Here is a 24653-nt window from a genome sequence, read left to right on the forward strand (position 1 = left end):
ACAGGCCCCTTGGGGACGCAGACACCTGAGGAACAGCAGCCCCCTCACGCCCCCGACCCCCCACAAGAGACCAACGACGCCACCAGCGCCTCCAGAGAAACGGCGAACAGCCGCCCCGTGTCGACCGGGCCGGCCAGCGCGCGGGCCAGCGCCGGATCGTGCCCGGCGGTGGGGGAGTCCCAGAGCTCACCCTCGCTCGGATGCTGCTCCGGCGACCGCTCGCGGTTGCGCTCGACCAGGACGAAGCCGACGACCTGGAACTGGACCGCCCGCACCGCCTCGGCGGCCGTCTCGCCGCGCAGCCCGGCGGCGTGCATCTCATGGACCAGCGCCTGCTGCGCGGGCAGGAACATCCGCTCCGTCAGGCCGCGTTCATGCACCATCGCGATCAGCTGCGGGCGCTCGCGCAGCGCCGAGTGCAGCGCACGGGCGACCGACACGATGCGGGCCCGCGGGGTGTCCCCGGTGGGGTGGATCTCGCCCATCTCCCGGACGGTGCGTTCGACGAGGGCGTCGAGCAGCGACTCGCGGTTGCCGACGTGCCAGTAGATGGAGGTGACGGCGGTGCCCAGTTCCGTGGCGAGGCGGCGCATGGTGAGCGCGCCGGGGCCGCCCTCCCGCACCAGCCGGGCAGCGGCCGTCAGCACCTCTTCGCCGGTCAGCGCGGTACGTGTCATATTCCCCCCACTATCCCTCAACTCCCGTTAGTACACGGCTCTTTACCCTTCATCCCGCTCGGTGTAACAGTGTTACAGACGCCTCGCACGACCTCCGCAAGTCACCGACGACGAAGGGTGGTACGCCATGGCCCGCATACGCTACGGAGCCCGCACCGCGGCGGAGATCACCGCGGCCCGCACCGCGAGCTCCCGGTTACCCGAGATCTGGTCCACCGGGGTGGCCGCCGTGTGGGAGACCGACCCGGACGCGGTCGCCGCCGTGCTGCCGCCGCCCCTCGAACCCACCGGACGCCCGCTGGTCCGGGTCAACATCAGCAAGGTCGAGCTGCCCGGCTACCCGCTGGGCGCGGGCTCGGTCGCCGTCGCGGCCGCGCACCACGGCATCGAGGGCTGGTACCCGCTCGTCATGCCGATGACCCATGAGCGGGCCCTGACCGGCGGCCGGGAGGTCTTCGGCGAACCGAAGAAGCTGGGCGAGGTCACCGTCGAGCGCGACGGCCCGGTCGTCCGCGCCGCGCTCGCCCGGCACGGCATCGCCTTCGTCGAGGTCCGCGGTGCGGTGAGCGGCCCGCTGCCGCTCCCCGAGCCGTCCCGGAAGACCGACTTCTACTTCAAGTTCCTGCCCGCCGTGGACGGTTCGGGCTTTGACCTCGACCCGGTGCTGGTGCACTGCCTGCGCCACGAGAAGGTCCGCCGACTGGAACGGATCACCGGCGATGTCGTCCTCCGCGAGTCGATGTACGACCCCGTCGCCGACCTCCCCGTACGCACCCTCGTCGATCTCACCCTCGGCGAGAAGACCACCGACCAGCAGGGCCGGGTCGTCGAGCGGGTCAGCGCCGCTTCCCTGCTGCCGTACATCCACCAGCGCTACGACGATCCGCAGCAGATCCTCGACGGGCCGCCCCAGGGGAGCGCCTGATGCCGTGCCCACCCGGAGGACGACCCCGAGACCCCCGGCCGGAGAAGCGGCCGGCCCGAACGGCACGGAGAGGTGAGCGGGCATGGAGCTGACGGCGGGACAGGTCGCGGTCGTCACCGGCGCGGCGAGCGGCATCGGCCTGGCCATGGCGCGCCGCTTCGCCGCGGAGGGCCTGCGGGTCGTCCTCGCGGACGTCGAGGAGGAGCCGCTGCGGGCCGCCGCCGACGAGCTGACCGCGGACGGCGCCCGGGTACTGGCGCGCACCGTGGACGTCGGGGTGCGCGAAGAGGTCGCCGCCCTCGCCGACGCCGCCTACGACACCTTCGGCGCCGTCCATCTGCTGTGCAACAACGCGGGGGTGGGCTCCGGCGCCGAGGGGCGGATGTGGGAACACGAGCCCAACGACTGGGCCTGGGCGTTCGCGGTGAACGTCTGGGGCGTCTTCCACGGCATCCAGTGCTTCCTGCCCCGGATGCTGGCGGGCGGCGAGCCCGGCCATGTCGTCAACACCTCCTCGGCGGACGGCGGTATCGCACCGCTGCCCACCGCGTCCGTCTACGCGGTCACCAAGGCGGCCGTGGTCACCATGACCGAATCGCTCTACGCCCATCTGAAGGCCGAGCACGCCCCCATCGGCGCCTCGGTGCTCTTCCCCGGCCCGCACATGCTCCGCACCGGCCTGTGGGAGTCGCACCGCAACCGGCCCGCGCGCTACGCCAAGACCCGGCCGCGCCGTACGCCGTACCGCAGCCTGGCGCAGTGGGAGACGGCGATGCAGGAGGCCGGGCAGCAGATCGCCTTCACTCCGGTCGAGGACGTCGCGGCGCAGGTCGTGGACGGTGTCCGGGCCGGTTGCTTCTGGCTGCTGCCGCCCGCCGCGCACACCGACGCGCAGATCCGGGCCCGCTCCGCCTCGATGCTCGGCCGCACCGCCCCCGACTACCTGGAGCACTTCATTCTCGACCCGGACGACTGAGGGAGGTTCCGCCATGACGGACCCACAGGCCCCCACGGACCCGCAGGCCCACACAGCCCCACAGGCCCCCACGGCCCGGCCGGACACCCGTTCCGGCCCGGACGATCCGTACCTGATCATCTCCTCCGACTGCCACGCCGGGCTCCCCACCGAGGAGTACCGCCCCTACCTGGACGCCCGCTTCCACCGCGACTTCGATGCCTTCCTCGGCGAGCGGGACGCCCGCCGGGCGGCGGCCACTCGCCTCGGCATCCGCAACGAAGCCTTCGCCACCCGCTGGTTCCAGGACCATGAGGAGGGCCTGCGCGGCGGCTGGGACCCGGGCCAGCGCCTGAAGGAACTCGACGGCGACGGGGTGGCCGCGGAAGTCGTCTTCCCGGACGCGGACGCCGTCGACAGCGGCACCGCGGCCCCCTTCGGCGTCGGCCTCGGCCTCTCCGGCGACCAGGACCCGGACCTCGGCATGGCCGGTGCCCAGGCGCACAACCGCTGGCTCGCCGACTTCGTCTCCGCGCACCCCGAACGGCACTGCGGGGTGGCCCTGTTACCGGTCACGGCCGATACGGACCGGGTCGTGGCCGAGATCCACCGCGCCAAGGAGTCCGGTCTCGGCGCCCTGATGATCCCGTCCATGTGGGTCGACAAGGAGCCGTACCACGACCGCCGTTACGATCCGGTATGGGCGGCCGCCGCCGAATGCGCGATGCCGGTGCTGACCCACTCCGGGGCCGCACCCCGCCACGAGTACGGCGACCACCTCGGGATCTATGTCTCCGAGGTGACCTGGTGGCCCGCGCGCCCCTTGTGGTTCCTGCTCTGGTCCGGGGTCTTCGAACGCCACCCCGGTCTGCGGTTCGGCGTCGCCGAGTCCGGCTGCTGGTGGCTCCCCAACCTCCTGTGGTTCATGGACCGCCTCTACCTGGGCGCGCACGGCGGCAAGAAGCTCTCCCCGTTCGCCGCGCTGACGCGTCCGCCGCACGAGTACCTGGACCGGCAGGTCTTCATCTGCGCCACCAACACCAAGCGCCGGGAACTCGCCCAGCGTTACGAGATCGGCGTCGGCAACATCCTCTGGGGCAGCGACTTCCCGCACCCCGAAGGCACCTGGCCCGACACCCGCGGCTGGCTGAAGAAGACCTTCCATGACATTCCGGTCACCGAGACCCGCCGCATGCTCGGCCTGTCCGCTGCCGAGGCGTTCGGCTTCGACACCGAACGACTGGCCCCGCTGGCCCGCCGTATCGGCCCCACCCCGGCCGACCTCGGCCAGAGCGCCGACCAGGCGGCGGTCGAGGCATCCTGGGCCCGCTCCCGCGAGGTGGGCCGCCACTGGCTGACCGACCACGACTTCCCGGTACTGGGGGCCCAGCAATGACCGACGACCGCTACACCGTGATCTCCGCCGACTGCCACGCCGGCGCCGATCTCCTCGACTACCGGCCCTACCTGGAGGCCACGCACCACGAGGACTTCGACGCCTGGGCGGCGTCCTACGTCAACCCGCACGCGGACCTGCTCGCCGACACCGCCGACCGCAACTGGAACTCCGCCCGCCGCCTGGCCGAGATGGAGGCCGACGGCATCGTCGCCGAGGTCGTCTTCCCGAACACCATCCCGCCGTTCTTCCCCAGCGCCTCCCTCATGGCTCCCGCGCCCACCCGCACGGAGGCCGAGCAGCGCTGGGCGGGCCTGCGCGCCCACAACCGCTGGCTCGCCGACTTCTGCGCCGAGGCCCCCGGCCGCCGGGCCGGCGTCGCCCAGATCCTGCTCAACGACGTCGACGAGGCCGTACGGGAAGTCCGCCGCACCAAGGAAGCCGGCCTCACCGGCGGCATCATGCTCCCCGGCACCCCACCCGGATCCGGCCTCCCTGAACTCCACTCCGACTACTACGACCCCCTCTGGGCCGTCTGCGCGGAACTGGAGGTCCCCGTCAACCACCACGGCGGCTCGGCCTCCCCGCCACTCGGCGACGCACCCGCCGCCCGCGCCGTCTTCATGGTCGAGACGACCTGGTTCTCGCACCGGGCCCTGTGGCACCTGATCTTCGGCGGCGTCTTCCGCCGTCACCCCGGCCTCCGCCTCGTCCTCACCGAACAGGGCTCCGGCTGGATCCCCGGCGTCCTGGACATGCTGGACTACTACCACGGGCGGCTGGCGGCCGCGTCCCGGGCCGCCACCGCCGAAGCCAAGTTCGGTGTCGGCCTGGCCGACGCCATGGGCGACTCCCCGTCCGGCGTCTGGCGCGACCACTGCTTCGTGGGCGCCAGCTTCATGCGCCCGCACGAGGTCCCGCTCCGCCACCGCGTCGGCCTCGACAAGATCATGTGGGGCAGCGACTACCCCCACGACGAGGGCACCCACCCCCACTCCCGCGAGGCCCTCCGCCTCGCCTACGCGGACGTCCCCGCCGACGAGACCGCCGCCATGCTCGGCACCAACGCCGCCCGCGTCTACGGCTTCGACCTCACCCGCCTCGCTCCCCTCGCCGCCCGCGTGGGCCCGAGAGTCACCGACATCGCCGAGCCCCTGGAAAAGATCCCCCCGAACGCCACCAGCCCGGCGTTCGCCCCGGGCGGGGTGGTGCGGGTGTGGTGAGGCGGCCCGGCCGCGCTTGACCGTCGGGCGGCGCCCTGACTCTTCGAGTCCGGCTTCCACTCCTGGGCGAGGAGCCCGAGCAGTACCTCGTCCAGGAACTCGCCCATCACCCAGGCCGAGGAGCGCGGCACGCCCTCGCGGACGAAGCCGTTGCGCTCGGCGGAGCGCAGCATCGCGGCGTTGTCCGACGGAGCGCCGGCGGCGGGCGCTGCGGTCCAGCTGACGGCATGTCTTACATACTTCTCAGTAACAACCCCTAGCGGCACGCCCGTCGACGCCCTTATGGTGCGGGACATGCCGCACCTTCCCGATGTCGTGTTGTGGTCCGTACCGGCCTTCGTCCTGCTCACCGTGGTGGAGATGGTGAGCTACCGCCTGCATCCCGACGAGGACGCGGCGGGGTATGAGGCGAAGGACGCCGCCACCAGCGTCGGCATGGGGCTCGGCAGCCTCGTGTTCGACGCGCTGTGGAAGTTCCCCATCGTGGCGATCTACGCCACGGTCTACGAACTCACCCCGCTGCGGGTGCCCGTGCTGTGGTGGACGCTGCTCCTGATGCTGCTGGCACAGGACTTCTGCTACTACTGGTCGCACCGCGGCCACCACGTCATCCGCGTCCTGTGGGCCTGCCACGTGGTGCACCACTCCAGCGAGAAGTTCAACTTCACCACCGCCCTGCGGCAGCCCTGGACGACCTGGACCGTCTGGCCGTTCTACGTCCCGATGATCGCCCTCGGCGTCCACCCGGCCGCGATCGCCTTCACGTCGGGGGTCAACCTCGTCTACCAGTTCTGGGTGCACACCGAGCGGATCGGCAAGCTGCCCCGGCCCGTCGAGTTCCTGCTCAACACCCCGTCCCACCACCGCGTCCACCACGCCTCACAGGGCGGCTACCTGGACCGTAACTTCGGTGGGATTCTGATCATCTGGGACCGGATGTTCGGCTCGTTCGTCGCGGAGACCGAGCGGCCGGTCTACGGGCTCACCAAGAACATCAAGTCCTTCAACCCGCTGCGGGTGGCCACCCATGAGTACGCCGCCATCGCGCGGGACATACGGGCCGCGGACAGCTGGCGCGAGCGCGCCGGGCGGGTGTTCGGCGGGCCGGGCTGGCAGCCGGCCGAGCGGATCGCGGCGGAGCAGGCCCCCAAGGCCGCCCGGCCCGGCACCTCCGTCGAGGAGCCGGCCGCGTGACCGCACGGTGGCCGCGGGCCGTATCACCGCTGCTCTGGGCGTTCGTCCTGCTGAGTGTCGTGCACCTGGGGGCGCTGCTCGCGGGCGTCCTGCCCGTCGTGCAGATCACCAAGCCCGCGCTGATGCCGGTGCTCGTCGGCTATGCGCTGGCGCGCGGCGGCCCCCCGCTGCTCGCCGGTGCGCTCCTCTTCGGCTGTGGCGGCGACACCTTCCTCCAGATCGGCGGGGACCTCGCCTTCCTGGTGGGGATGGGCTCGTTCGCGGCGGGACATGTCTGCTATCTGCTGCTGTTCGCCCGGTACGGGGCGGCTCCCGCGGGCGGCCGACGGGGACGGACCGCGGCGGCCGGTGCGGCATACGCCGTCCTGCTGGCCGGCACGGTGGTGCTCCTGTGGCCGGATCTCCCGGCGGAGCTGCGGATTCCGGTCGCCGGGTACAGCCTGCTGCTCACCGCGATGGCGTTCGGCGCGCTCCGGGCGGGCCCGTGGGCCGCGGTCGGTGGGCTGCTGTTCCTGCTCTCCGACACCCTGATCGCGAGCCGGATCGCGCACTGGCCGCAGCTCCCGGTCCCCCAGTTCTGGATCATGCTCACCTATGTGGCGGCCCAGTGGGCGCTGGCGGACGGTGTGCGGCGGTCCATCGCCACCGCTCCATGGTCCACGCCGCGGCGGGAGGGGGAGCTGCGGACGGCGGGGGCACCGTAAAGCGACTGCTCGGCGGCGGGCCGGAGCCGGTGATTCCGGGCCACCGGATGGGCCGGACCGGCCGGGCGGCCTGAGGCTCCCCCCCCGTGCTTGAGTCTCCCCCCGTGGGAGACCCGAGAGTGGACGGCATGAACGAGGACGGCACAGGTCTGCTCACCATCGGCGAGCTGGCAAAGCTGACCGGTATACCGGTCAAGACCATCCGCAATTGGTCGGACCAGCACCTGCTGCCGCCCGCCGCCCGCACTCCCGCGGGCTACCGGCTCTACGGTCCGGACGCCCCGGCCCGCCTGGAAATCGTGCGCAGCCTGCGCGAACTGGGCATCGGGCTGGCGGCCATCCGGGCCGTGCTGCACCGCGAGCGCACGGTCGCCGAGACGGCGGCGCAGTGGGCGGACGCGCTGGACGCGCAGATCCGTACCCTGCGGCTGCAGTCCGCCGTGCTGCGCTCGGTGGCCGCGCGGGGCAGCGCAGCAGAGGAGCTGCCGTACATGACCGAACTGGCCCGTCTGTCGGCCCGGGAACGCCGCCGGATCATCACGGACTTCGTCGAGGACGCCCTCGACGGGGTGGACGCCCCCGCCTACCGCAGCGGCCTGCTGGCCGCCACCCCCGATCTGCCCGACGACCCCACCCCCGAGCAGATGGGCGCCTGGATCGAACTGGCCGCCCTGGTCCGCGAACCGGAACTACGAGCGGCCCTGCGCCGCCTGGCCGAGTACAGCGCGCGGATGACACCTCCAGCGGGGGAGCCGCCCGCCGCCGCGTCGCAGGAGCAAGCCGCCCGCCATGTCGCGGAGTTGATGCGGGTACGCGGCGAGGAGGCCGTCGCGGCCGGCCTCGCCCCGGACTCCCCGGCCGCCGAGCCCGTCATCGCCGAACTGGTCGCCGCCTGGCTCCCCACCCAGACCGGCACCGCCGACCCGCCCACCGAGGACGGCCCGGCGGCCCGCGCACGGCTGCTGGAGCAACTGGAGACCGCCGCCGAGCCGGTCGTCGAGCGCTACTGGCAGCTGCTGTGCACGGTCACCGGCCGCCCCGCCCCACCCCCGCTGGGGCACCGCGGGCACCTGGACCACGGCCGCGCTGCGCGCCCACCCCGGCCCGTACGAGCTGGACCGCTCCGCGTTCGACGGCACCGACCCGGAGCGGGTGATGCGCGCCTACGCCGAGGTGACCCGGGACGTCGCCGCCCTGGTGGCCGCCGTACGGACCGAGGACCTCGCGCTGCCGACCCCGTGCGCGGGGTGGACCGTACGGCAGCTGCTCGGCCACATGGTGTGGGAGAACCTGATGGCCACCTCGATCGCCGAGGGCACCCCGCGCACCGACCACACCGCCGATCACCTCGGCGACGACCACCGCGCGGCCTTCGCGGACTCGGTGGACGCCGCCCGCACGGCCTTCACCGGCAGCGGCATGCTCCACCGCACCTACGGCCCCTACGAGGCGCCCGGCGCGATGATCGTCCAACAGGTCGTGGTCGAACTCCTCGCACACGGCTGGGACTTGGCACGGGCGACCGGCGCACCCACCGGACTGGCGCCGGAGACCGCGGCGGAGACCCTGGCCGCGGCGCGCCGGATCTATGGCGCCGCGCCGCGCACCGAGGGCAGCTCCTTCGCCCCGGAACGCCCCGCTCCGCCCGGCGCGAGCGCCACGGACCGGCTGGCGGCCTTCCTCGGCCGCGACCCGGCCTGACGGCACAGGTCCCCGGGAACGACAGGGGGAGGGCCGGGTGCCGCTCACCCGGTCCTCCCCGCAACTGCCGTGATCTGCCCGGAAGTTACTTCTTCACCGCATCCAGCGCATCGACGATGCCGTAGCCGAAGTGGCTGTTGACATGCTTGGTGCCGGTGCAGGTCGCCTCACCCGTGGGGCAGCCGGGATTGTCGGCCTGCTCCTTGAGGAGCCACTGGATCTCCTGCGGGCTCGCCTTCGGGTGGGCGCTCTTCAGCAGCGCCGCGACACCCGCGACATGCGGGCTGGCCATGGACGTACCGGCCAGGTAGGCCCAGTCGCCGCCCGGCATGGTGGAGAGGATGTTGCCGTTCTTGGCGGGCAGCTCGGGCACCTGCCGCGAGTCACCGCCCGGCGCGGCCACATCGATCTGGCCCAGACCGTAGTTCGAGTAGTACGACTTGAGCTTCTGCACGCCGCTCGCCGCGACCGTCACCGTGCCCGGCAGCTGGGTGGGCACGTCCCAGCAGGTCTTCGGGGTGACGGTGCGCTCCACCGGGGTGGTGTCGTTCGGGCTGGAGTCGTCGGTGAGCTTGGCCGCCGCCAGGTCCATGCCGGAGTTGCCCGCCGCCGCGACATTGATCGCGCCCTTGCGCTGCGCGTAGCTCGCCGCACGGCCGACCGCATCGATGATGGCGGCCTGGTCGGCGTCGTCCTTGCAGTTGAACATCCACGGGTCGACGTAATAGCTGTTGTTGGTGACCTCGACGCCGTGCTCGGCCGCGAAGACGAAGGCGCAGACGACGCTCTCGGCGTAGAAGAGGCTCGTCTCCGGCTCGCTGACCTTGAGGGCGGAGATCTTCACGCCCGGTGCGACACCCGACACCCCGACGCCGTTGCGGGCCGCGGCGATCGTGCCCGCGACATGCGTGCCGTGGTAGTCCTCGTCCGGGTTCCAGGGGCGCCAGGAGCCCTTGGACGTATCGGCCACGCCGCCCACACAGTTGGCGGACTGCTTCGCGGAGAAGTTGGCCTTCAGGTCGGGGTGGGTGTCGTCCACGCCGGTGTCGATGACGGCGACGGTGACCTTCTTGCTGCCCGGGTTCACCTTCGCGGCCTTGTCGGCCTTGATGGCGGACAGGTCCCACTGCAGCGGTTCCAGCGGCTCCTTGCCGTTCGCCTTCGCTGCCTGGCCGGCCGCCTTGAGCTGGGACTTCGGCAGGTCGATCTTCTGCGGCTTGCCGATGTCGGTGGTGCCCTGTGCCTTGAGCGGCGCGGTACGGGTCGCGCCCGCCGACTGCACGCCCGGCACGGTCCGCATGGTGGCGGCGAACTGCGGGTCGGCCGAATGGACGACGATCACGCCTATCTGCTCATGGGCGACGATCACCTTCCCGCCGGCCTCGGCTATCGCCTTCTTGACCTTGCCGGCCGTGGCGTGGCCGGGCGCGGTGTTCACGACGTAGGAGAGCAGCGGGCCGTCGGCCGGGGCCGCGGCGGCCGGGGCGGAGTCCTGGGAGGCGGCGGTGGCCGCGTTCGGCAGGAATCCGAGCGACGCCGTCAGAGCCAGTCCGAGCGGCACGGCCAGCGCCCGCATGCGTCTGGATCGGGGATGTGCCATGGGTACTCCACATCATCCGTGAGACCCCCCACGCGCCGATTTGCGCACGGGCGGGTGCAATGAGAGGTGAAGTTATCGGCGATCACTCGTGGACAGCAATGGAAACGGAAAAAATCGGGGCGAAAACCTGTGAGGAGCCCTGAATTGACAGCGCGTCAGCCATTGCCGCGGCGAGATCTGGACGGTCGTCAAGGCCGCCGGCCGGGGCCGCCGTCACCGCTGCCGCCCTCGCGGGTCACCCGTCGCCGGTCACCCGTCGCCCGTCACCCGTTGCGCCGCAGGGTGCTGATGCTCAGCGGGGGCAGCGCGATCCGCGGACCGTACCAGCGGCGGGCGGCCGCGGCGGCCGGGCGGGGCTCCGACGGGGTGACGGTGAGCGGCGCCGGCAGCCGGACACTGCCGTACGGGCGCCGACGGGGAGCGGGTGGCTGCGGGGCCTGCTGGGGCGGCGGATTCACACCGGGCTCAACGAAGCGCCCCGCGCGCGGTGGCGGTCGGCGCGGGCATTCCTCGGATTCTTCTGGGATTCAACCAACGACACCCTGTCGGATCGGGGGACACGCCTCTACGATGCGTGATCCAGTTCACTTATACGAGCCTTATGGCCGGGCGGGGTGCTCCCGTACGGATCCCGGACCGGTCCCTGGGAACAACCCGCCCCCTCGTGTCAGGAGATCCCGTGAGCGCCGCACCGACCCTCGACCCGGGGACGCATGAGCCGCCCGACTACCTCCAGGTGCAGTCGAGCGCGGAATTCGATGAACTCCGCCGCGCACACCGCTCGTTCGCCTTCCCGCTCACCGTCGCCTTCGTCCTCTGGTACCTCGGCTATGTGCTGCTGTCGAGCTACGCCGGCGGCTTCATGGCCCTCAAGGTCGCCGGCCACCTCAATGTCGCCTTCGTCCTCGGCGTCGCCCAGTTCGTGACGACCTTCCTGATCGCCTGGTGGTACTCCCGGCACGCCGCCGCCAAGCTCGACCCGAAGGCCGAGGCCATCAAGTCCCGCCTGGAGGGCGTCACCCTCCGCAAGGAGGGCGACGTATGAACCTCACCCAGCAGCCGCTGGTGCAGCAGCTCGCGGCCGGTGGTGCGGGCGAGCACCGCGCCCTGATCATCACGCTCTTCGCCGCCTTCGTCGCCGCCACCCTCGGCATCACGGTCTGGGCCGGCCGGCAGACCAAGGGCGCGGAGGACTTCTACGCCGGCGGCCGGCAGTTCACCGGCTTCCAGAACGGCCTGGCCATCTCCGGCGACTACATGTCCGCCGCGTCCTTCCTCGGCATCGCCGGCGCCATCGCCCTCTTCGGCTACGACGGCTTCCTGTACTCCATCGGCTTCCTCGTCGCCTGGCTCGTCGCGCTGCTCCTGGTCGCCGAACCGCTGCGCAACTCCGGCCGGTTCACCATGGGCGACGTCCTCGCCTACCGGATGCGTCAGCGCCCGGTCCGCACGGCCGCCGGGACCTCCACCATCATCGTCTCGATCTTCTATCTGCTGGCCCAGATGGCCGGTGCGGGCGCCCTGGTCACCCTGCTGCTGGGCATCACCAGCGAAGCGGGCAAGATCCTGGTCGTCGTCCTCGTCGGGATCGTGATGATCCTCTACGTCACCATCGGCGGGATGAAGGGCACGACCTGGGTGCAGATGGTCAAGGCGGTGCTGCTGATCGCCGGCACCCTGCTGATCACCTTCCTGGTGGCGCTGAAGTTCCACTTCAACCTCTCCGACCTGCTCGGGGCCGCCGCCGAGAACAGCGGCAAGGGCGCGGCCTTCCTGGAGCCCGGCCTCAAATACGGCGCCACCGCCACCTCGAAGATCGACTTCATCTCGCTGGGCCTCGCCCTCGTCCTGGGCACCGCGGGCCTGCCGCACATCCTCATCCGCTTCTACACGGTCCCCACCGCCAAGGCCGCCCGGAAGTCCGTGAACTGGGCGATCGGCATCATCGGCGTCTTCTACCTGATGACCATCGCGCTGGGCTTCGGCGCCGCGGCCCTGATCAAGCCCGAGACGATCACCGCCTCCAACAAGGCGGGCAATACCGCGGCCCCGCTCCTCGCCGAGGCGATCGGCGGCGGCGCGGGATCGACCGGCGGCGCCATCCTGCTCGCCGTCATCTCCGCGGTCGCCTTCGCCACCATCCTCGCGGTGGTCGCCGGCCTCACCCTCGCCTCGTCCTCGTCCTTCGCGCACGACCTGTACGTCAATGTCCTCCGCAAGGGCAAGGCCACCGAGAAGGAGGAGGTCGGCGCGGCGCGCTGGGCGACCGTCGGCATCGGTGCGGTCGCCATCGTGCTGGGTGTCTTCGCCCGCGGGCTGAACGTCGCCGGCCTGGTGGCGCTCGCCTTCGCGGTCGCCGCCTCCGCCAACCTCCCGACGCTCCTGTACAGCCTGTTCTGGAAGCGCTTCACCACCCGGGGCGCGCTGTGGTCCATCTACGGAGGGCTCGCCTCCTCCGTCTTCCTGGTGCTCTTCTCCCCGGTCGTCTCCGGCAAGGAGACCTCGATGTTCCCCGCAGCGGACTTCGCCTTCTTCCCGCTGGAGAACCCGGGGCTGATCTCCATCCCGCTGGGCTTCCTGCTCGGCTGGCTGGGGTCGCTGCTGTCGAAGGAGGAGCCGGACGCCGCGAAGTACGCCGAGCTGGAGGTCCGCTCGCTGACCGGAACCGGCGCCCACTGACGCGGTCCGGCCGGGCGTCCGCACAGGAGCCGGGCGGGGCGGCGTCGTAGATCTCTACGAGGCCGCCCCGCCTGCCTCGTGCTTCTCCTCCCTGCTCACTGTCACACCCATCGCGTAGGCTCGAAGAGGTACTGATCCACCAAGGAGAGGTACCGAGCCGTCACTCTTGGGGAGGGGGCCCAGTGCTCATCGACACCTATGGCCGTGTGGCCACCGACCTGCGCGTTTCGCTCACCGACCGGTGCAATCTGCGGTGCACGTACTGCATGCCGGAGGAGGGCCTGCAATGGCTCGCCAAGCCCGATCTGCTCACCGACGACGAGATCGTCCGGCTGATCGCCATCGCCGTCCGCGATCTGGGCATCGACGAGGTCCGCTTCACCGGCGGTGAACCCCTCCTCCGCCCCGGCCTGACCGGCATCGTCGAGCGCGTCGCCGCCCTCAGCCCGCGCCCCCAGATGTCGCTGACCACCAACGGCATCGGCCTGCAGCGCACCGCCGCCGCCCTCCGCGACGCCGGCCTGGACCGCGTCAATGTCTCCCTCGACACCCTCCGGCCGGAGGTCTTCCAGGCCCTGACCCGCCGCAAGCGCCACGACGACGTGCTGCGCGGTCTGGAGGCGGCCCACGACGCCGGTCTGACCCCGGTCAAGGTCAACACCGTCCTGATGCCGGGGCTCAATGACGACGAGGCCCCCGACCTGCTGGCCTGGGCGATCGCCCATGGCTACGAGCTCCGCTTCATCGAGCAGATGCCGCTGGACGCCCAGCACGGCTGGAAGCGCGACGGCATGATCACCGCCGGCGATATCCTCACCTCGCTGCGCACCCGCTTCACGCTCACCCCCGAGGGCCAGGAGGAGCGCGGCTCCGCGCCCGCCGAGCGCTGGATCGTCGACGGCGGCCCGCACCGCGTCGGAGTGATCGCCTCGGTCACCCGCCCGTTCTGCCGGGCCTGCGACCGCACCCGGCTGACCGCCGACGGCCAGGTCCGTACGTGCCTGTTCGCCACCGAGGAGACGGATCTGCGGACCGCCCTGCGCTCCGAGGCCCCCGATGACGAGATCGCGCGGATATGGCAGACCGCGATGTGGGGCAAGAAAGCGGGCTCCGGCCTCGACGACCCGTCGTTCCTGCAGCCGGAGCGCCCGATGTCCGCGATCGGCGGCTGAGCCGGTCCGGTCTCAGTGGCCGGCGGCCGACGCCTCCCACTCCGCCAGCGTCACGACATCCTTGAGGAAGCCGCGCACCCCGAGGAACTGCGACAGATGCTCCCGGTGCTCCTCGCACGCCAGCCAGGTCTTGCGCCGGTCCGGCGTGTGCAGCTTCGGGTTGTTCCAGGCCAGCACCCATACGGCCGCGGCACGGCAGCCCTTCGCGGAGCAGATGACGGCGCTGTCGGCGGGGTCCTGGGAATTCGGGGAGATCACGGCCTCAACCCTACGTCCTGGGCACCCGGGCCCGGCCCGGCGATCCCGCTCTCAGGCCCTGCGGACATGACGACGCCGGGCAGCCACGGGGGGAGCCGCCCGGCGTCGGTCTGTCGCTCCGACGGGGGATGCGGAGCGCGTACGCAGTATGTCACGGGGGAAGGTGCCAAGTGCACCGGAACTCCATGATTGATCTGAGCTTTTCTTGAGCTTTGCGGACCGCGCGATGATCAGCCGGGGTCCTGCCGCGGTGCGGAAGCGTCCGCCGCCGGACGCTCCGGAACGGGCTCCGCGGGGGCGTCGGAGGCCCCCGGCGTCAGCATCGGCCTGGTCGGGCCCGCGACAAACGTCTTCGGGAGCGAAGGGGCGTTCTCCCGGCCCGCGTTGGCGATCACGACCGCGATGTACGGGAGCGCCAGCCCCAGTACCAACGTGGCGATGGCCACCGGCCGTTCGATGTTCCACAGCACGACGGTCAGCACCACGGCCACCGTCCGCACCGCCATCGAGATCACATACCGGCGCTGCCGTCCGCGGACGTCCTCGGACAGCCCCTGCCGGGCCCCCGTGATCCGGAAGGTCTGGCCGCTGCTCTGCTTCCGCATCACGCTCCACCACCTGGTCAGTCATGCCGGATTCTCCCCGGTATCCGGTCGGTTTCCACGGTACGCCGCGACTGCGCCGCCTTCGAGACCGGGTCGTGCCACGCCTCGCCCGGGTCGGCCGGGCCACCGTGCGTAGGACCGGCTCCGGCGTGCGCCGTAGTCGATGCGGGGCGACACTGACGGAGCGAACGTCATCCGTCAGCTGCACCGCGCCGCAAGAGGAGTCGACATGACGTGGTTGTGGGCCATCATCGTGGGCCTGGTGCTGGGCCTGATCGCGAAGGCCATCATCCCGGGCAAGCAGCAGATCCCGCTCTGGCTGACCGTGATCTTCGGCATGCTGGGCAGCGTGCTGGGCAACTGGGCGGCCACCGGCCTCGGGGTCGCCGAGACCGGCGGCGTCGACTGGATCCGGCATCTGCTCCAGCTGGCCGGCGCGGTCATCATCGTCGCCATCGGCGACCGCCTCTGGGTCTCCATGCGGGCCCGTAAGAAACAGACGACCTAGGTACGACCCGGGCGGCCGCTGCGCACTCCGCGCACCGGCCGCCCGTACGTCTGCGGTCTAGCGGCCTTCGAGGCCGTCGAGCTGGGCCAGCTTGCGGCCCGCCTTCAGGTACGCCACACCGGGGGAGTCCGCCAGCTTCTCGGCCAGCACCTCACCCAGCGGGCGGGCCGCATCGGCCTCCGCCAGCACCACGGCCTGCTGGCCGCCCTCGCCCTCCACGACCAGCCGCAGCGCGTTCTGCTTGGCCAGCCGCCGCGCCGCCGAGGCGCTCGGGGTGAACTCCAGCACCGTCGTCAGCACGGCCGCCACCGTCTCCGTCCCGTGCGCCGCGACATCGACGGACGGCAGCGACTCCACATCGGCGAACGACTTCTTGGAGAACTGCGCCACGAAACCGGCCCGCGCCGCCATCGCCGCATCGAGCCCGTACAGCGCGGTCACGACCTCGCCCGCGAGCACCTTCTTGAGGTCCATCGGGTGCAGCGAGCGTTCCGCGATCCGGCCCAGGACCAGCGCGATCTCCTCGTCGGTCCACTCCGTCCAGGCCTGCAGGTACGGCTCCATCAGCCGGTCCGGCACCGACATGATCTTGCCGAAGACATCGTCGGCGGGCGCGCTCAGGCCCACGTAATTGCCCTTGGACTTGGACATCTTGGCGCCGGTGCCGTCCGTGCCCTCGATCAGCGGCATGGTCACCACCAGCTGCGGCCGCTGCCCGCGCAGCTCCATCAGCTTGCGGCCCATCTGCAGATTGAGCAGCTGGTCGGAGCCGCCCAGCTCCACATCGCACTCCAGCGCCACCGAGTCCAGGCCCTGCGCGATGGGGTACAGCAGCTCCGTCATGGTCAGACCGGACCCGGCCGCCAGCCGGTTGCGGAAGTCCTCGCGCTGCAGCAGCTGCGAGGCCGGCACCTGCGCGAGCAGCCCGAGCAGCTCCGGGAAGGTGTACGGCGCCAGCCACTCGCTGTTCTGCCGGAAGCTGACCTTCTCGAAGTCGAAGAAAGGCCGGACCTGTTCGCGGTACGTGGCCAGATTCTGCGCGATGTCCTCGTCGGTCAGCGGCGGGCGCTCGGCCGTACGGCCCGACGGGTCGCCGATCTTGGCGGTGAAGTCACCGATGATCAGCGTGACGTCATGGCCCAGCCGCTGGAACCGGCTCAGGATGATCAGCGGAACCGCATGCCCGAGGTGCACATCGGTCGCCGTCGGGTCGATGCCCAGCTTGATGTGCAGCCCCTGGCCGGCTGCCCGGCGCTCCTCGATCCGCTCGGCCAGCTTCTCCACGCCCGGCAGGACCTCGACCGTACGGGCCGCGATCAGCTCGGCCTGCTCCTTGGCGGGCAGGTCCGTCAGGTCGAGAGAGCGCCGGGCACCCGTCTCCTGGAGCAGCTCCTGGACCGTGGCGTCCGAGGAGAGGTCGGCGGAGAGCAGCGTGGTGGCGCGGGCGACGGATTCGCCGAGGCGTGTCATGGCGTTCCTGATCGATCGTGGTTCCCCGAGGGGAGGACAAGCGGACAGTCTATTCGCCCCGTACGACACTCCCGCGCCGCGCGCCCGCCCGGCCCGCCACGACGGGCCGGGCGCGCGCACCCGTGTCACACCCCGCGGCTGACCGAACTCATGTTGAAGTCCGGGACGCGCAGTGCCGGCATCGCGGCGCGGGTGAAGTAGTCGCCCCACTCGCGCGGCAGGGTCCGCTCCGTACGGCCCGCCTCCACCGCCCGGGACAGCAGGTCCACCGGCGACTCGTTGAACCGGAAGTTGTTGACCTCGCCGACCACCTCGCCGTTCTCGACGAGATAGACCCCGTCCCGGGTCAGACCGGTCAGCAGCAGCGTCGCCGGGTCCACCTCGCGGATGTACCACAGGCAGGTCAGCAGCAGTGCCGGACCGTCATGGCCGGTGGCCGCCACCATCTCGTCCAGCGAACGCGAACCACCGCCCTCCAGAAGGAGGTTGTCGATCCCCGGCGCCACCGGGAGGCCGGTCAGCCGGGCACTGTGCCGGGTGGTCAGCAGCCGGTGCAGCTCCCCCTCGCGGATCCAGTCGGTGGCCGTCAGCGGCAGCCCGTTGTCGAAGACCGAGGCATCGTCGCCGGAGGAGTGCGCCAGGACGAACGGGGCGCACTCCAGACCGGGCGCCCGCGGGTCGCTGCGCAGCGTCAGCGGCAGCGCACTGAGCCGCTCGCCCAGCCGGGTGCCCGCCCCGGGCCGCGCCCCGCCGTCCCCCTCTCCCGGCCGGGAGAAGACCGTACGGCCCTCGGCGGCGTCCCGGGCCCCGGACGACCACATCTGATAGATCAGCAGGTCGGCGACGGCGGTCGGCGGCAGCAGCGTCTCGTACCGGCCGGCCGGCAGCTCGATGCGCCGCTCGGCCCAGCCCAGCCGCCGGCTCAGCTCGGTGTCCAGCTCCCGCGGGTCGGCATCGCTGAAGTCGCGGGTCGCCCGGCCGGTCCAGGCGGAGCGGGGTACGGCCGTACCGGAACCCGCCGCCTTGGCGTTCAGCTCCAGCGTCCCGGTGGGCTGGTCGTGCCGCAGCCGCAGCCCGGCCGAGGTGCCCAGATACGACGAGACGACCTCGTGGTGGGCGAAGCCGTACAGCTCCCGGTCGCCGGAGCGGGCCTGCCGGAAGGACTCCCCGAGCGCCGGGGCGAACGCCGCGAACACCTCCGAGGAGGTCTCGGCGGGCGCCTCGGTGAAGTCGGCGGACGCCTTCCCGCCGCCGACCAGCGGCTGTGCGTCCTCGGCGGGCCCGGCCTCCCGGGCGGCCGCCTCGGCGGCCCGGACCAGCGGCTCCAGATCGTCCGCGGTCACCGCCGAGCGCGACACGACACCGGACGCGGTGCCCTGCCCGCCGTCGACGGTCGCCACCACCGTCAGCGTGCGGCCACGGGTGACGCCATTGGTGGTGAGCGCATTGCCCGCCCAGCGCAGATTGGCGCTGGAGTGCTCATCGGCGAGGACCACACAGCCGTCGGCACGGGAGAGCTCCAGGGCCCGCTCGACGATCTCGTGCGGCTTCGTGGTGCGACGGCTCATCGCCCGGCCTCCTGCGCGGTGTTGAGAATGTTCACGCCCTCGAAGAGGGCGGACGGGCAGCCGTGCGAGACGGCGGCGACCTGGCCCGGCTGGGCCTTGCCGCAGTTGAAGGCGCCGCCCAGGACGTAGGTGTCCGGGCCGCCGACCGCGGTCATCGAGCCCCAGAAGTCGGTGGTGGTCGCCTGATAGGCGACGTCCCGCAGCTGCCCGCACAGACGGCCGTTGCGGATCGCATACGCGCGCTGCTGGGTGAACTGGAAGTTGTACCGCTGCATATCGATGGACCAGGAGCGGTCGCCGACGACATAGATGCCGCGCTCCACCCCGGAGATCAGCTCGTCCGTCGACGGCCCGTCCGCCGCCGGCCGCAGGGAGACATTGGCCATCCGCTGGAGCGGCACATGGCCGGGGGAGTCCGCGTACGCGCATCCGTTGGAGCGGGGGAAGCCCGTCAAACCGGCGATGCTGCGGTCGAGTTGATAGCCGACCAGGGTTCCGTCCTTGATCAGGTCCCAGGACTGTGCGGCCACCCCCTCGTCGTCGTAGCCGATCGTCGCGAGCCCGTGTTCGGCGGTCCGGTCGCCCGTCACATTCATCAGCGCGGAGCCGTACGCCAGCTTGCCGAGCTGGTCGAAGGTGGCGAACGAGGTCCCCGCGTACGCCGCCTCGTAGCCCAGCGCCCGGTCCAGCTCGGTGGCGTGCCCGACCGACTCATGGATCGTCAGCCAGAGGTTGGAGGGATCCACCACCAGGTCGTACGCACCGGCCTCGACGGCCGGTGCGCGCATCTTCTCGGCGAGGTGCTCCGGGATACCGGCCAGTTCGCTGTCCCAGTCATAGGAGCCGCCGGTCAGGTACTCCCAGCCGCGCCCCACCGGCGGGGCCAGGGTGCGCATCGAGTCGAAGTCGCCGCTCGCCGGGTCCACCGCGACCGCGGTGAGCTGTGGATGCAGCCGGATGCGCTGCTGGGTGGTGCTGGTGCCATTGGTGTCCGCGTAGAACTTGTTCTCCTGGACGGTCAGCAGCGAGGCGTCCGCATGGGCCACCCCGTCGGCGGCCAGCAGCCGCGCGCTCCAGTCGGCCAGCAGCCCGGTCTTGTCGGCATCCGGGACGTCAAAGGGGTTGATCTCGTACGAGGAGACCCAGGTCCGGTCCGGATGTGCGGGTTCCGCCGCCAGCTCCACCCGCCCACCCGTCGCCCACCGCCGCCCTTCGGCAGAAGTGCTGCGCGCTGCCCCTCCCTCTCCCGCGGCGCGGATCACCTTCGCCGACAGCTTCGCCATCGCCACCGCCTGCGCGGCCACCCGCGCCGCCGCGTCCATCGTCAGATCCACCCCGGAGGCGAACCCCCAGGCCCCGCCGTGCACCACCCGCACCGCATACCCGAGGTCGGTGGTGTCCGAGGTCCCGGACGTACGGGCGTCCCGCAGCCGCCAGGACGCGTTGCGGATCCGCTCCAGGCGGAAGTCCGCATGGTCGGCGCCCAGCGCGCGGGCGCGGGCCAGCGCGGCATCGGCCAGCGCATGCAGCGGCAGCGCCAGGAATGTTTCGTCAACGGCATGGGGTGCAGGCAAGGAGTCCTCCCGTGGTCGGCGCCTGCATCATGCCCTGTGGCGGGCCCGCGGCCCAGAGCGCACCGGGGCGCCGGCCGGGGTGGCGGGGTGCCGGGCCCGGTGCGGCGCGGCCGTCCGGGGCTCGTCAGCGGTCCGGGATTCCGCTGTGGATCCGCCGTACTCCCGCCGTACTCCCACCGCGGTTCTGTGGAGACCCGACAGTGACCGGCGCACGCGCCTGTCCGTGCTCGATTCCCCGGAAGAGCCCCCTGACCGATAGTTTCGTATCGAAACGCTGGACGGACAGGAAACGGAAAGGGTGATCTCTTGAGCCGCTCGGTTCTGGTCACCGGAGGTAACCGCGGCATCGGCCTCGCCATTGCCCGTGCCTTCGCCGAGGCAGGCGACAAGGTCGCCATCACCTACCGCTCGGGCGAGCCCCCCGCGGGATTTTTGGCCGTGAAGTGTGACATCACGGACAACGAGCAGGTCGAGCAGGCGTACAAGGAGATCGAGGAGAAGCAGGGTCCGGTCGAGGTGCTGGTGGCCAACGCCGGCGTCACCCGTGACCAGCTGCTGATGCGGATGTCCGAGGAGGACTTCACCTCGGTCCTGGAGACCAACCTCACCGGCACGTTCCGGGTGGTCAAGCGCGCCAACCGCGCGATGCTGCGGGCCCGCAAGGGCCGGGTCGTGCTGATCTCGTCCGTGGTGGGCCTGATGGGCGCGCCGGGCCAGGCGAACTACGCCGCCTCCAAGGCCGGTCTGGTGGGCTTCGCCCGCTCGCTCGCCCGGGAGCTGGGCAGCCGCAACATCACCGTCAACGTCGTCGCCCCCGGCTTCGTCGACACCGACATGACCCGGGTGCTCACCGACGAGCAGCGTGAGGGCATCGTCAAGCAGGTGCCGCTCGCACGCTATGCACAGCCCGAGGAGATCGCCGCCTCGGTCCGCTTCCTGGCCTCCGACGAGGCCGCGTACATCACCGGAGCCGTCATTCCTGTCGACGGCGGATTGGGCATGGGTCACTGATCAGCATGAGTGGAATCCTTGCAGGCAAGCGCATCCTGGTCACGGGTGTCCTGACCGAGTCGTCGATCGCGTTCCAGGCGGCCAAGGTCGCCCAGAACGAGGGCGCCGAGGTCATTCTCACCGGCTTCGGCCGGCTCTCGCTCGTGGAGCGGATCGCCAAGCGGCTGCCCAAGCCCGCCCCGGTCATCGAGCTGGACGTCACCAACCAGGAGCACCTGGACGGTCTGGCCGACAAGATCCGCGAGCACCAGGGCGAGGGCGCCCGCCTCGACGGCATCGTGCACTCCATCGCCTTCGGTCCGCAGGGCGCCTTCAACTTCCTGGAGGCCGAGTGGTCGGACGTGGGCACCGCGGTCCAGGTCTCGGCGTACTCCTACAAGTCGCTGACAATGGCCTGCCTGCCGCTCATGGAGCACGGCGGCGCGGTCGTCGGCCTCACCTTCGACGCGCAGATCGCCTGGCCGAAGTACGACTGGATGGGCGTGGCCAAGGCGGCGCTGGAGAGCACCAACCGCTACCTGGCGCGTGACCTCGGTCCCAAGGGCGTCCGCTGCAACCTGGTCTCGGCCGGCCCGATCAAGTCGATGGCCGCCAAGTCCATCCCCGGCTTCGAGGAGCTGGCGGACGTGTGGAACCACCGTGCGCCGATCGGCTGGGACCTGGCCGACCCGGAGCCGGCCGGCCGTGGTGTCGTCGGCATGCTGTCCGACTTCTTCCCGCGCACGACCGGCGAGATCGTGCACGTCGACGGCGGCGTGCACATGATGGGCGCCTGACGCCCGCGCTTCCTCCGCCGAGGGGCGCCCGAGGCCCGCGCTTCCTCCATTGAGGGACGCCTGAAGCCCCGAGCTTCCTCCGCTGGCGGGCGCCGCGCCTGGCGCCCCGAGCTTCCTCTGTTGATGGGCGCCGCGTCTGGTGCCCGAGCTTCCTCCGTACTGCCCGTCCCGCTGTGCCGGGGCGGGCAGTACGCATCGCGCCACGGGAATACCACCCCCGCCCACCCCGTTGTGGCCCGCAGGGGGCGCCCGCCTCCCCTACGGGAACCGTTCGACCCCCTCAGGGCCCGGTACGGGTCAGCCCTCAGGCCCCCGGTACGGTCAGTCGGCAGCCGAAGGGGTGCGCGCTCGCCTCGGCCGCGGCCCGGTCGGCGTCGCCCGCGCGGATCGCCTCCACCAGCCGGGCATGGTCCATATATGCCTCGGGCCGCAGCTCCTCGCCCACATCGGCCCGCAGGAAGTCCCGCAGCACGCCCCCGAGGTCGGCGTAGATCTCGGCCAGCACCTCGTTGTGGGAGGCCGACACGATCGCCATGTGCAGGTTCGCATCCGCCTCCACGAAGGTCTCCGCCGCACCGGATTCCCAGGCCCGCTCGCGCCGCTCCAGCAGGGTGTCGATCTGGCGCAGTTCCTGAGGGGTGCGCCGCTCGGCGGCCAGCCGGGCGGCCGATGCCTCCAGGGCGCTGCGCAGCTCGGCGACGTGACCGGGCTCGGCCGCCGCGAACCGGCGGTTCATCACGCCGGCCAGCTCACTGGTGGCCACCACATAGGTGCCCGACCCCTGCCGGATGTCCAGCAGTCCGTTGTGGGCCAGCGCCCGTACGGCCTCACGGACGGTGTTACGGGCCACCCCGAGCTGCTCGACGAGCTCCGGCTCGGTCGGGATGCGGGATCCCATCGGCCACTCGCCGGACGTGATCTGGGCGCGCAGCTGCGCGATCACCTGGTCCGCCAGCGCGGACCGGCGGGGCGAGGTCAGAGGCATGGCTGCACTCCGTGGGGAAGAGGCGGACGGACGGCGGCGGTGCGGCACCCGCCGGACCCTGTCGGTTCCCGGCGCCGCCCGGGACATCAGAGGCTATCGGCATCAACTGGACAGGCATTCATCCCATGATTCTATGATGGGCCCATGGCAGACGACGACCTCGCGACCCTCGGCCCCGCCGCCGGGCCCCGTACGACCTCCAGCGACCGCCCCTCCGACGGTCCGGAACACCCGCAGCCGACCCCCGAAGCAGTCCCCGCGGCGGGGCCGGCCGCTCGCTGGCTGCCGCGGATCGTGATCGCCGGTCTCGTCCTCGCCGCACTCAACCTCCGCCCGGCCATCACCAGCCTCGGCGCCCTCCTGGAGGAGGTCCGTACCGGCCTCGGCATGAGCGGCACCGTCGCCGGGCTGCTGACCTCCGTGCCCGCGCTGTGCTTCGCCGCCTTCGGTATCGCCGCGCCCCGGCTGGCCAGGCGCTTCGGGCCCGGCACGGTCGTCTGCGCCGGTATGGCCGCGATCGCCCTGGGTGTCTTGGTGCGTCCGTACGCGGGCGGCACCGGCGGGTTCCTCGCCGCCAGCGCGCTCGCCCTGGCCGGTATTGCGGTCAGCAATGTCCTGATGCCGGTCGTGATCAAGAGCTGGTTCCCCGCCCGGGTCGGCCCGATGACCGGGCTCTACTCCATGGCGCTGGCCCTGGGTACCTCGCTCGCGGCGGCGGTCACCGTCCCCATGACCGAGGCGCTGGGCGGCAGTTGGCGGACCGGGCTGGCCGTGTGGGGGGTGCTCGCCGCGGTCGCCGTGCTGCCCTGGCTCGTGGTGGTCCGGCAGCGCCGGGCCGCCGCCGGAGCGGCCGGGGCCACCGCGGACCGGTCCGCCGAGAAGCCGGTACGGATCGCCTGCTCGCCGACCGCCTGGGCGCTGGCCGTCTTCTTCGGCCTGCAGGCCACCGGCGCGTACATCACCATGGGCTGGATGCCGCAGATCTTCCGCGACGCCGGGGTCTCGGCAGGCACCGCGGGGGTGCTGCTCGCCGTCACCATGGCGATGGGCGTTCCGCTCTCCTTCGTCCTGCCGCGGCTCGCGACCCGGATGCGGCACCAGGGGCCGCTCGCGGCGCTGCTCGGCCTCTGCGGCCTGGCCGGCTACACGGGTCTGTGGCTGGCACCGGCCGCCGGGGCCTGGGTCTGGGCGCTGCTGATGGGCATCTCCAACTGCGCCTTCCCGCTGGCCCTGACGATGATCGGGATGCGGGCGACCAGCTCCGCCGGTGTCGTCAAGCTCTCGGCCTTCGTCCAGTGCGTCGGCTATCTGATCTCCATCCCCGGACCGCTGCTGGTCGGCACGCTCTACCAGCACAGCGGCGGCTGGGGGCTGCCGATCGCCCTGATGGCCGGGCTCATGGTGCCGCAGATCGCGGTGGGGGTGCTGGCCGGACGGGACCGCCGGATCGAGGACGAGGTGTGAGTGCGACACTGGGGCCATGCCAGTGCTTGAACCGAATCCGCAGGGCGGACAGAAGAAGCTGCTCCTCGTCCTGGGCGCCATGCTCGGCGTGACCGTCCTCGTCGCGATCATCGCGAGTGCCGTCGCGCCATAGGGCGGTGCCCGGCGAGGCCGGAGCCGGGTGCGGGGTGGGGTGAGCCCCACCGTCCCTTAGGGGGCAGGCGTCAGG

Annotated in this window: 25 protein-coding genes and 2 pseudogenes; 16 read left to right on the plus strand and 11 right to left on the minus strand. The window is 71.7% G+C overall.

Annotated elements, in window-relative coordinates; translation table 11 throughout:
* Positions 1 to 44 precede the first annotated feature (44 nt).
* Positions 45 to 677 carry a TetR/AcrR family transcriptional regulator gene (locus tag STRTU_RS27755; protein ID WP_159747362.1) on the minus strand — a complete coding sequence of 211 codons (633 nt, stop codon included), beginning with the start codon at positions 675 to 677 and terminating at the stop codon, positions 45 to 47.
* Between the two features lie 127 nt (positions 678 to 804).
* On the opposite strand from STRTU_RS27755, the gene STRTU_RS27760 reads away from it, so the two are divergent.
* The 4 genes from STRTU_RS27760 (at position 805) to STRTU_RS27775 (ending at position 5176) form a co-directional block, all read left to right on the plus strand.
* A complete protein-coding gene (locus STRTU_RS27760; protein WP_159747363.1) occupies positions 805 to 1602 on the plus strand; it encodes an acetoacetate decarboxylase family protein in 798 nt (265 codons plus the stop codon).
* Between the two features lie 82 nt (positions 1603 to 1684).
* On the plus strand, positions 1685 to 2578 hold the full coding sequence (locus STRTU_RS27765; protein WP_159747364.1) for an SDR family NAD(P)-dependent oxidoreductase: 894 nt from the start codon (positions 1685 to 1687) through the stop codon (positions 2576 to 2578).
* A gap of 13 nt (positions 2579 to 2591) precedes the next feature.
* A complete protein-coding gene (locus STRTU_RS27770) occupies positions 2592 to 3953 on the plus strand; it encodes an amidohydrolase family protein (RefSeq protein ID WP_246241478.1) in 1362 nt (453 codons plus the stop codon).
* Complete coding sequence (locus STRTU_RS27775; protein WP_159747365.1) at positions 3950 to 5176, plus strand: amidohydrolase family protein; 1227 nt, start codon at positions 3950 to 3952, stop codon at positions 5174 to 5176. Before STRTU_RS27770 ends, STRTU_RS27775 begins: the two co-directional genes overlap by 4 nt.
* Positions 5177 to 5217: 41 nt before the next feature.
* On the opposite strand, the pseudogene STRTU_RS27780 reads toward STRTU_RS27775, so the two are convergent.
* A pseudogene (locus STRTU_RS27780) lies at positions 5218 to 5364 on the minus strand (GNAT family N-acetyltransferase); the annotation flags it as partial.
* A 106-nt stretch (positions 5365 to 5470) separates the two neighbouring features.
* Here STRTU_RS27780 and STRTU_RS27785 point away from each other — a divergent pair.
* The 3 genes and pseudogenes from STRTU_RS27785 to STRTU_RS27795 form a co-directional block, all read left to right on the plus strand.
* Positions 5471 to 6370 carry a sterol desaturase family protein gene (locus STRTU_RS27785; RefSeq protein WP_159747366.1) on the plus strand — a complete coding sequence of 300 codons (900 nt, stop codon included), beginning with the start codon at positions 5471 to 5473 and terminating at the stop codon, positions 6368 to 6370.
* The gene (locus STRTU_RS27790; RefSeq protein WP_159747367.1) at positions 6367 to 7074 is read left to right on the plus strand and encodes a lysoplasmalogenase; all 708 of its coding nucleotides are present in this window, start codon (positions 6367 to 6369) and stop codon (positions 7072 to 7074) included. Before STRTU_RS27785 ends, STRTU_RS27790 begins: the two co-directional genes overlap by 4 nt.
* A 128-nt stretch (positions 7075 to 7202) precedes the next feature.
* Positions 7203 to 7370 (plus strand): annotated as a pseudogene (locus STRTU_RS27795) (MerR family DNA-binding transcriptional regulator); the annotation flags it as partial.
* Positions 7371 to 7763: 393 nt separating this feature from the next.
* Here STRTU_RS27795 and STRTU_RS27800 read toward each other — a convergent pair.
* Positions 7764 to 8213 (minus strand): hypothetical protein, encoded by a 450-nt coding sequence (locus STRTU_RS27800; RefSeq protein ID WP_246241479.1) that lies wholly within the window; start codon positions 8211 to 8213, stop codon positions 7764 to 7766.
* Between the two features lie 16 nt (positions 8214 to 8229).
* On the opposite strand from STRTU_RS27800, the gene STRTU_RS27805 reads away from it, so the two are divergent.
* A complete protein-coding gene (locus STRTU_RS27805; protein ID WP_246241480.1) occupies positions 8230 to 8775 on the plus strand; it encodes a TIGR03086 family metal-binding protein in 546 nt (181 codons plus the stop codon).
* 85 nt (positions 8776 to 8860) lie between these two features.
* Here the strand turns inward: STRTU_RS27805 and STRTU_RS27810 are convergent, their stop codons facing one another.
* Both STRTU_RS27810 and STRTU_RS27815 read right to left on the minus strand, forming a co-directional pair.
* On the minus strand, positions 8861 to 10375 hold the full coding sequence (locus tag STRTU_RS27810) for a S8 family serine peptidase (RefSeq protein ID WP_159747368.1): 1515 nt from the start codon (positions 10373 to 10375) through the stop codon (positions 8861 to 8863).
* A 263-nt stretch (positions 10376 to 10638) separates the two neighbouring features.
* A complete protein-coding gene (locus STRTU_RS27815; RefSeq protein ID WP_159747369.1) occupies positions 10639 to 10833 on the minus strand; it encodes a hypothetical protein in 195 nt (64 codons plus the stop codon).
* Positions 10834 to 11054: 221 nt separating this feature from the next.
* On the opposite strand from STRTU_RS27815, the gene STRTU_RS27820 reads away from it, so the two are divergent.
* The 3 genes from STRTU_RS27820 to moaA all read left to right on the plus strand — a co-directional run bounded on the left by STRTU_RS27820 (position 11055) and on the right by moaA (position 14226).
* Positions 11055 to 11420, plus strand: coding sequence for a DUF485 domain-containing protein (locus tag STRTU_RS27820; RefSeq protein ID WP_159747370.1), 366 nt, complete (start codon positions 11055 to 11057; stop codon positions 11418 to 11420).
* A complete protein-coding gene (locus STRTU_RS27825; RefSeq protein WP_159747371.1) occupies positions 11417 to 13054 on the plus strand; it encodes a solute symporter family protein in 1638 nt (545 codons plus the stop codon). Before STRTU_RS27820 ends, STRTU_RS27825 begins: the two co-directional genes overlap by 4 nt.
* A 182-nt stretch (positions 13055 to 13236) precedes the next feature.
* Positions 13237 to 14226, plus strand: coding sequence for a GTP 3',8-cyclase MoaA (gene moaA / locus STRTU_RS27830; protein ID WP_159747372.1), 990 nt, complete (start codon positions 13237 to 13239; stop codon positions 14224 to 14226).
* A 12-nt stretch (positions 14227 to 14238) separates the two neighbouring features.
* Here the strand turns inward: moaA and STRTU_RS27835 are convergent, their stop codons facing one another.
* Both STRTU_RS27835 and STRTU_RS27840 read right to left on the minus strand, forming a co-directional pair.
* The gene (locus STRTU_RS27835) at positions 14239 to 14484 is read right to left on the minus strand and encodes a hypothetical protein (protein WP_159747373.1); all 246 of its coding nucleotides are present in this window, start codon (positions 14482 to 14484) and stop codon (positions 14239 to 14241) included.
* Positions 14485 to 14714: 230 nt separating this feature from the next.
* Positions 14715 to 15089: a DUF3099 domain-containing protein gene (locus tag STRTU_RS27840; protein WP_159747374.1), complete on the minus strand. Its 375-nt coding sequence runs from the start codon at positions 15087 to 15089 to the stop codon at positions 14715 to 14717.
* Positions 15090 to 15318: 229 nt separating this feature from the next.
* Between STRTU_RS27840 and STRTU_RS27845 the strand changes: the two genes are divergently transcribed.
* Positions 15319 to 15597: a GlsB/YeaQ/YmgE family stress response membrane protein gene (locus STRTU_RS27845; RefSeq protein ID WP_159747375.1), complete on the plus strand. Its 279-nt coding sequence runs from the start codon at positions 15319 to 15321 to the stop codon at positions 15595 to 15597.
* A gap of 57 nt (positions 15598 to 15654) precedes the next feature.
* Here STRTU_RS27845 and tyrS read toward each other — a convergent pair whose 3' ends face one another.
* From tyrS to STRTU_RS27860, 3 genes are all read right to left on the minus strand, one after another.
* Entirely contained in the window at positions 15655 to 17067 is a 1413-nt protein-coding gene (gene tyrS, locus STRTU_RS27850) for a tyrosine--tRNA ligase (RefSeq protein WP_159747376.1), read from the minus strand.
* A 125-nt stretch (positions 17068 to 17192) separates the two neighbouring features.
* The gene (locus tag STRTU_RS27855) at positions 17193 to 18635 is read right to left on the minus strand and encodes a metallopeptidase TldD-related protein (protein ID WP_159747377.1); all 1443 of its coding nucleotides are present in this window, start codon (positions 18633 to 18635) and stop codon (positions 17193 to 17195) included.
* A complete protein-coding gene (locus tag STRTU_RS27860) occupies positions 18632 to 20209 on the minus strand; it encodes a TldD/PmbA family protein (RefSeq protein WP_159747378.1) in 1578 nt (525 codons plus the stop codon). The genes STRTU_RS27855 and STRTU_RS27860 overlap by 4 nt, the downstream gene beginning before the upstream one ends.
* Positions 20210 to 20515: 306 nt before the next feature.
* Here STRTU_RS27860 and fabG point away from each other — a divergent pair, with 306 nt between their 5' ends.
* Both fabG and fabI read left to right on the plus strand, forming a co-directional pair.
* Positions 20516 to 21220, plus strand: coding sequence for a 3-oxoacyl-[acyl-carrier-protein] reductase (fabG, locus tag STRTU_RS27865; protein WP_042161552.1), 705 nt, complete (start codon positions 20516 to 20518; stop codon positions 21218 to 21220).
* Positions 21221 to 21225: 5 nt separating this feature from the next.
* The gene (fabI, locus tag STRTU_RS27870; RefSeq protein ID WP_042161549.1) at positions 21226 to 21996 is read left to right on the plus strand and encodes an enoyl-ACP reductase FabI; all 771 of its coding nucleotides are present in this window, start codon (positions 21226 to 21228) and stop codon (positions 21994 to 21996) included.
* Positions 21997 to 22300: 304 nt separating this feature from the next.
* Here fabI and STRTU_RS27875 read toward each other — a convergent pair whose 3' ends face one another.
* Positions 22301 to 22981 (minus strand): FadR/GntR family transcriptional regulator, encoded by a 681-nt coding sequence (locus STRTU_RS27875; RefSeq protein WP_159747379.1) that lies wholly within the window; start codon positions 22979 to 22981, stop codon positions 22301 to 22303.
* Between the two features lie 144 nt (positions 22982 to 23125).
* Between STRTU_RS27875 and STRTU_RS27880 the strand changes: the two genes are divergently transcribed.
* Entirely contained in the window at positions 23126 to 24445 is a 1320-nt protein-coding gene (locus STRTU_RS27880; RefSeq protein ID WP_159747380.1) for a CynX/NimT family MFS transporter, read from the plus strand.
* 16 nt (positions 24446 to 24461) lie between these two features.
* Positions 24462 to 24578, plus strand: a complete 117-nt coding sequence (locus STRTU_RS27885; RefSeq protein ID WP_269777399.1) for an SGM_5486 family transporter-associated protein — start codon at positions 24462 to 24464, stop codon at positions 24576 to 24578.
* Positions 24579 to 24653: the final 75 nt, after the last annotated feature.

Source organism: Streptomyces tubercidicus (assembly GCF_027497495.1).
Taxonomy (GTDB): Bacteria; Actinomycetota; Actinomycetes; order Streptomycetales; family Streptomycetaceae; genus Streptomyces; species Streptomyces tubercidicus.

Excerpts from the sequence above, each read along its gene's own strand:
- STRTU_RS27765 (WP_159747364.1), top strand. The coding sequence starts at position 1,685 with ATGGAGCTGACGGCGGGACAGGTCGCGGTCGTCACCGGCGCGGCGAGC.
- STRTU_RS27845 (WP_159747375.1), top strand. The coding sequence starts at position 15,319 with ATGACGTGGTTGTGGGCCATCATCGTGGGCCTGGTGCTGGGCCTGATC.
- STRTU_RS27875 (WP_159747379.1), bottom strand. The coding sequence starts at position 22,981 with ATGCCTCTGACCTCGCCCCGCCGGTCCGCGCTGGCGGACCAGGTGATC.
- STRTU_RS27810 (WP_159747368.1), bottom strand. The coding sequence starts at position 10,375 with ATGGCACATCCCCGATCCAGACGCATGCGGGCGCTGGCCGTGCCGCTC.
- tyrS (WP_159747376.1), bottom strand. The coding sequence starts at position 17,067 with ATGACACGCCTCGGCGAATCCGTCGCCCGCGCCACCACGCTGCTCTCC.
- STRTU_RS27775 (WP_159747365.1), top strand. The coding sequence starts at position 3,950 with ATGACCGACGACCGCTACACCGTGATCTCCGCCGACTGCCACGCCGGC.
- STRTU_RS27785 (WP_159747366.1), top strand. The coding sequence starts at position 5,471 with ATGCCGCACCTTCCCGATGTCGTGTTGTGGTCCGTACCGGCCTTCGTC.
- STRTU_RS27760 (WP_159747363.1), top strand. The coding sequence starts at position 805 with ATGGCCCGCATACGCTACGGAGCCCGCACCGCGGCGGAGATCACCGCG.
- STRTU_RS27840 (WP_159747374.1), bottom strand. The coding sequence starts at position 15,089 with ATGCGGAAGCAGAGCAGCGGCCAGACCTTCCGGATCACGGGGGCCCGG.
- STRTU_RS27805 (WP_246241480.1), top strand. The coding sequence starts at position 8,230 with ATGCGCGCCTACGCCGAGGTGACCCGGGACGTCGCCGCCCTGGTGGCC.
- fabI (WP_042161549.1), top strand. The coding sequence starts at position 21,226 with ATGAGTGGAATCCTTGCAGGCAAGCGCATCCTGGTCACGGGTGTCCTG.
- STRTU_RS27755 (WP_159747362.1), bottom strand. The coding sequence starts at position 677 with ATGACACGTACCGCGCTGACCGGCGAAGAGGTGCTGACGGCCGCTGCC.
- STRTU_RS27770 (WP_246241478.1), top strand. The coding sequence starts at position 2,592 with ATGACGGACCCACAGGCCCCCACGGACCCGCAGGCCCACACAGCCCCA.
- STRTU_RS27880 (WP_159747380.1), top strand. The coding sequence starts at position 23,126 with ATGGCAGACGACGACCTCGCGACCCTCGGCCCCGCCGCCGGGCCCCGT.
- STRTU_RS27855 (WP_159747377.1), bottom strand. The coding sequence starts at position 18,635 with ATGAGCCGTCGCACCACGAAGCCGCACGAGATCGTCGAGCGGGCCCTG.
- STRTU_RS27885 (WP_269777399.1), top strand. The coding sequence starts at position 24,462 with ATGCCAGTGCTTGAACCGAATCCGCAGGGCGGACAGAAGAAGCTGCTC.
- STRTU_RS27825 (WP_159747371.1), top strand. The coding sequence starts at position 11,417 with ATGAACCTCACCCAGCAGCCGCTGGTGCAGCAGCTCGCGGCCGGTGGT.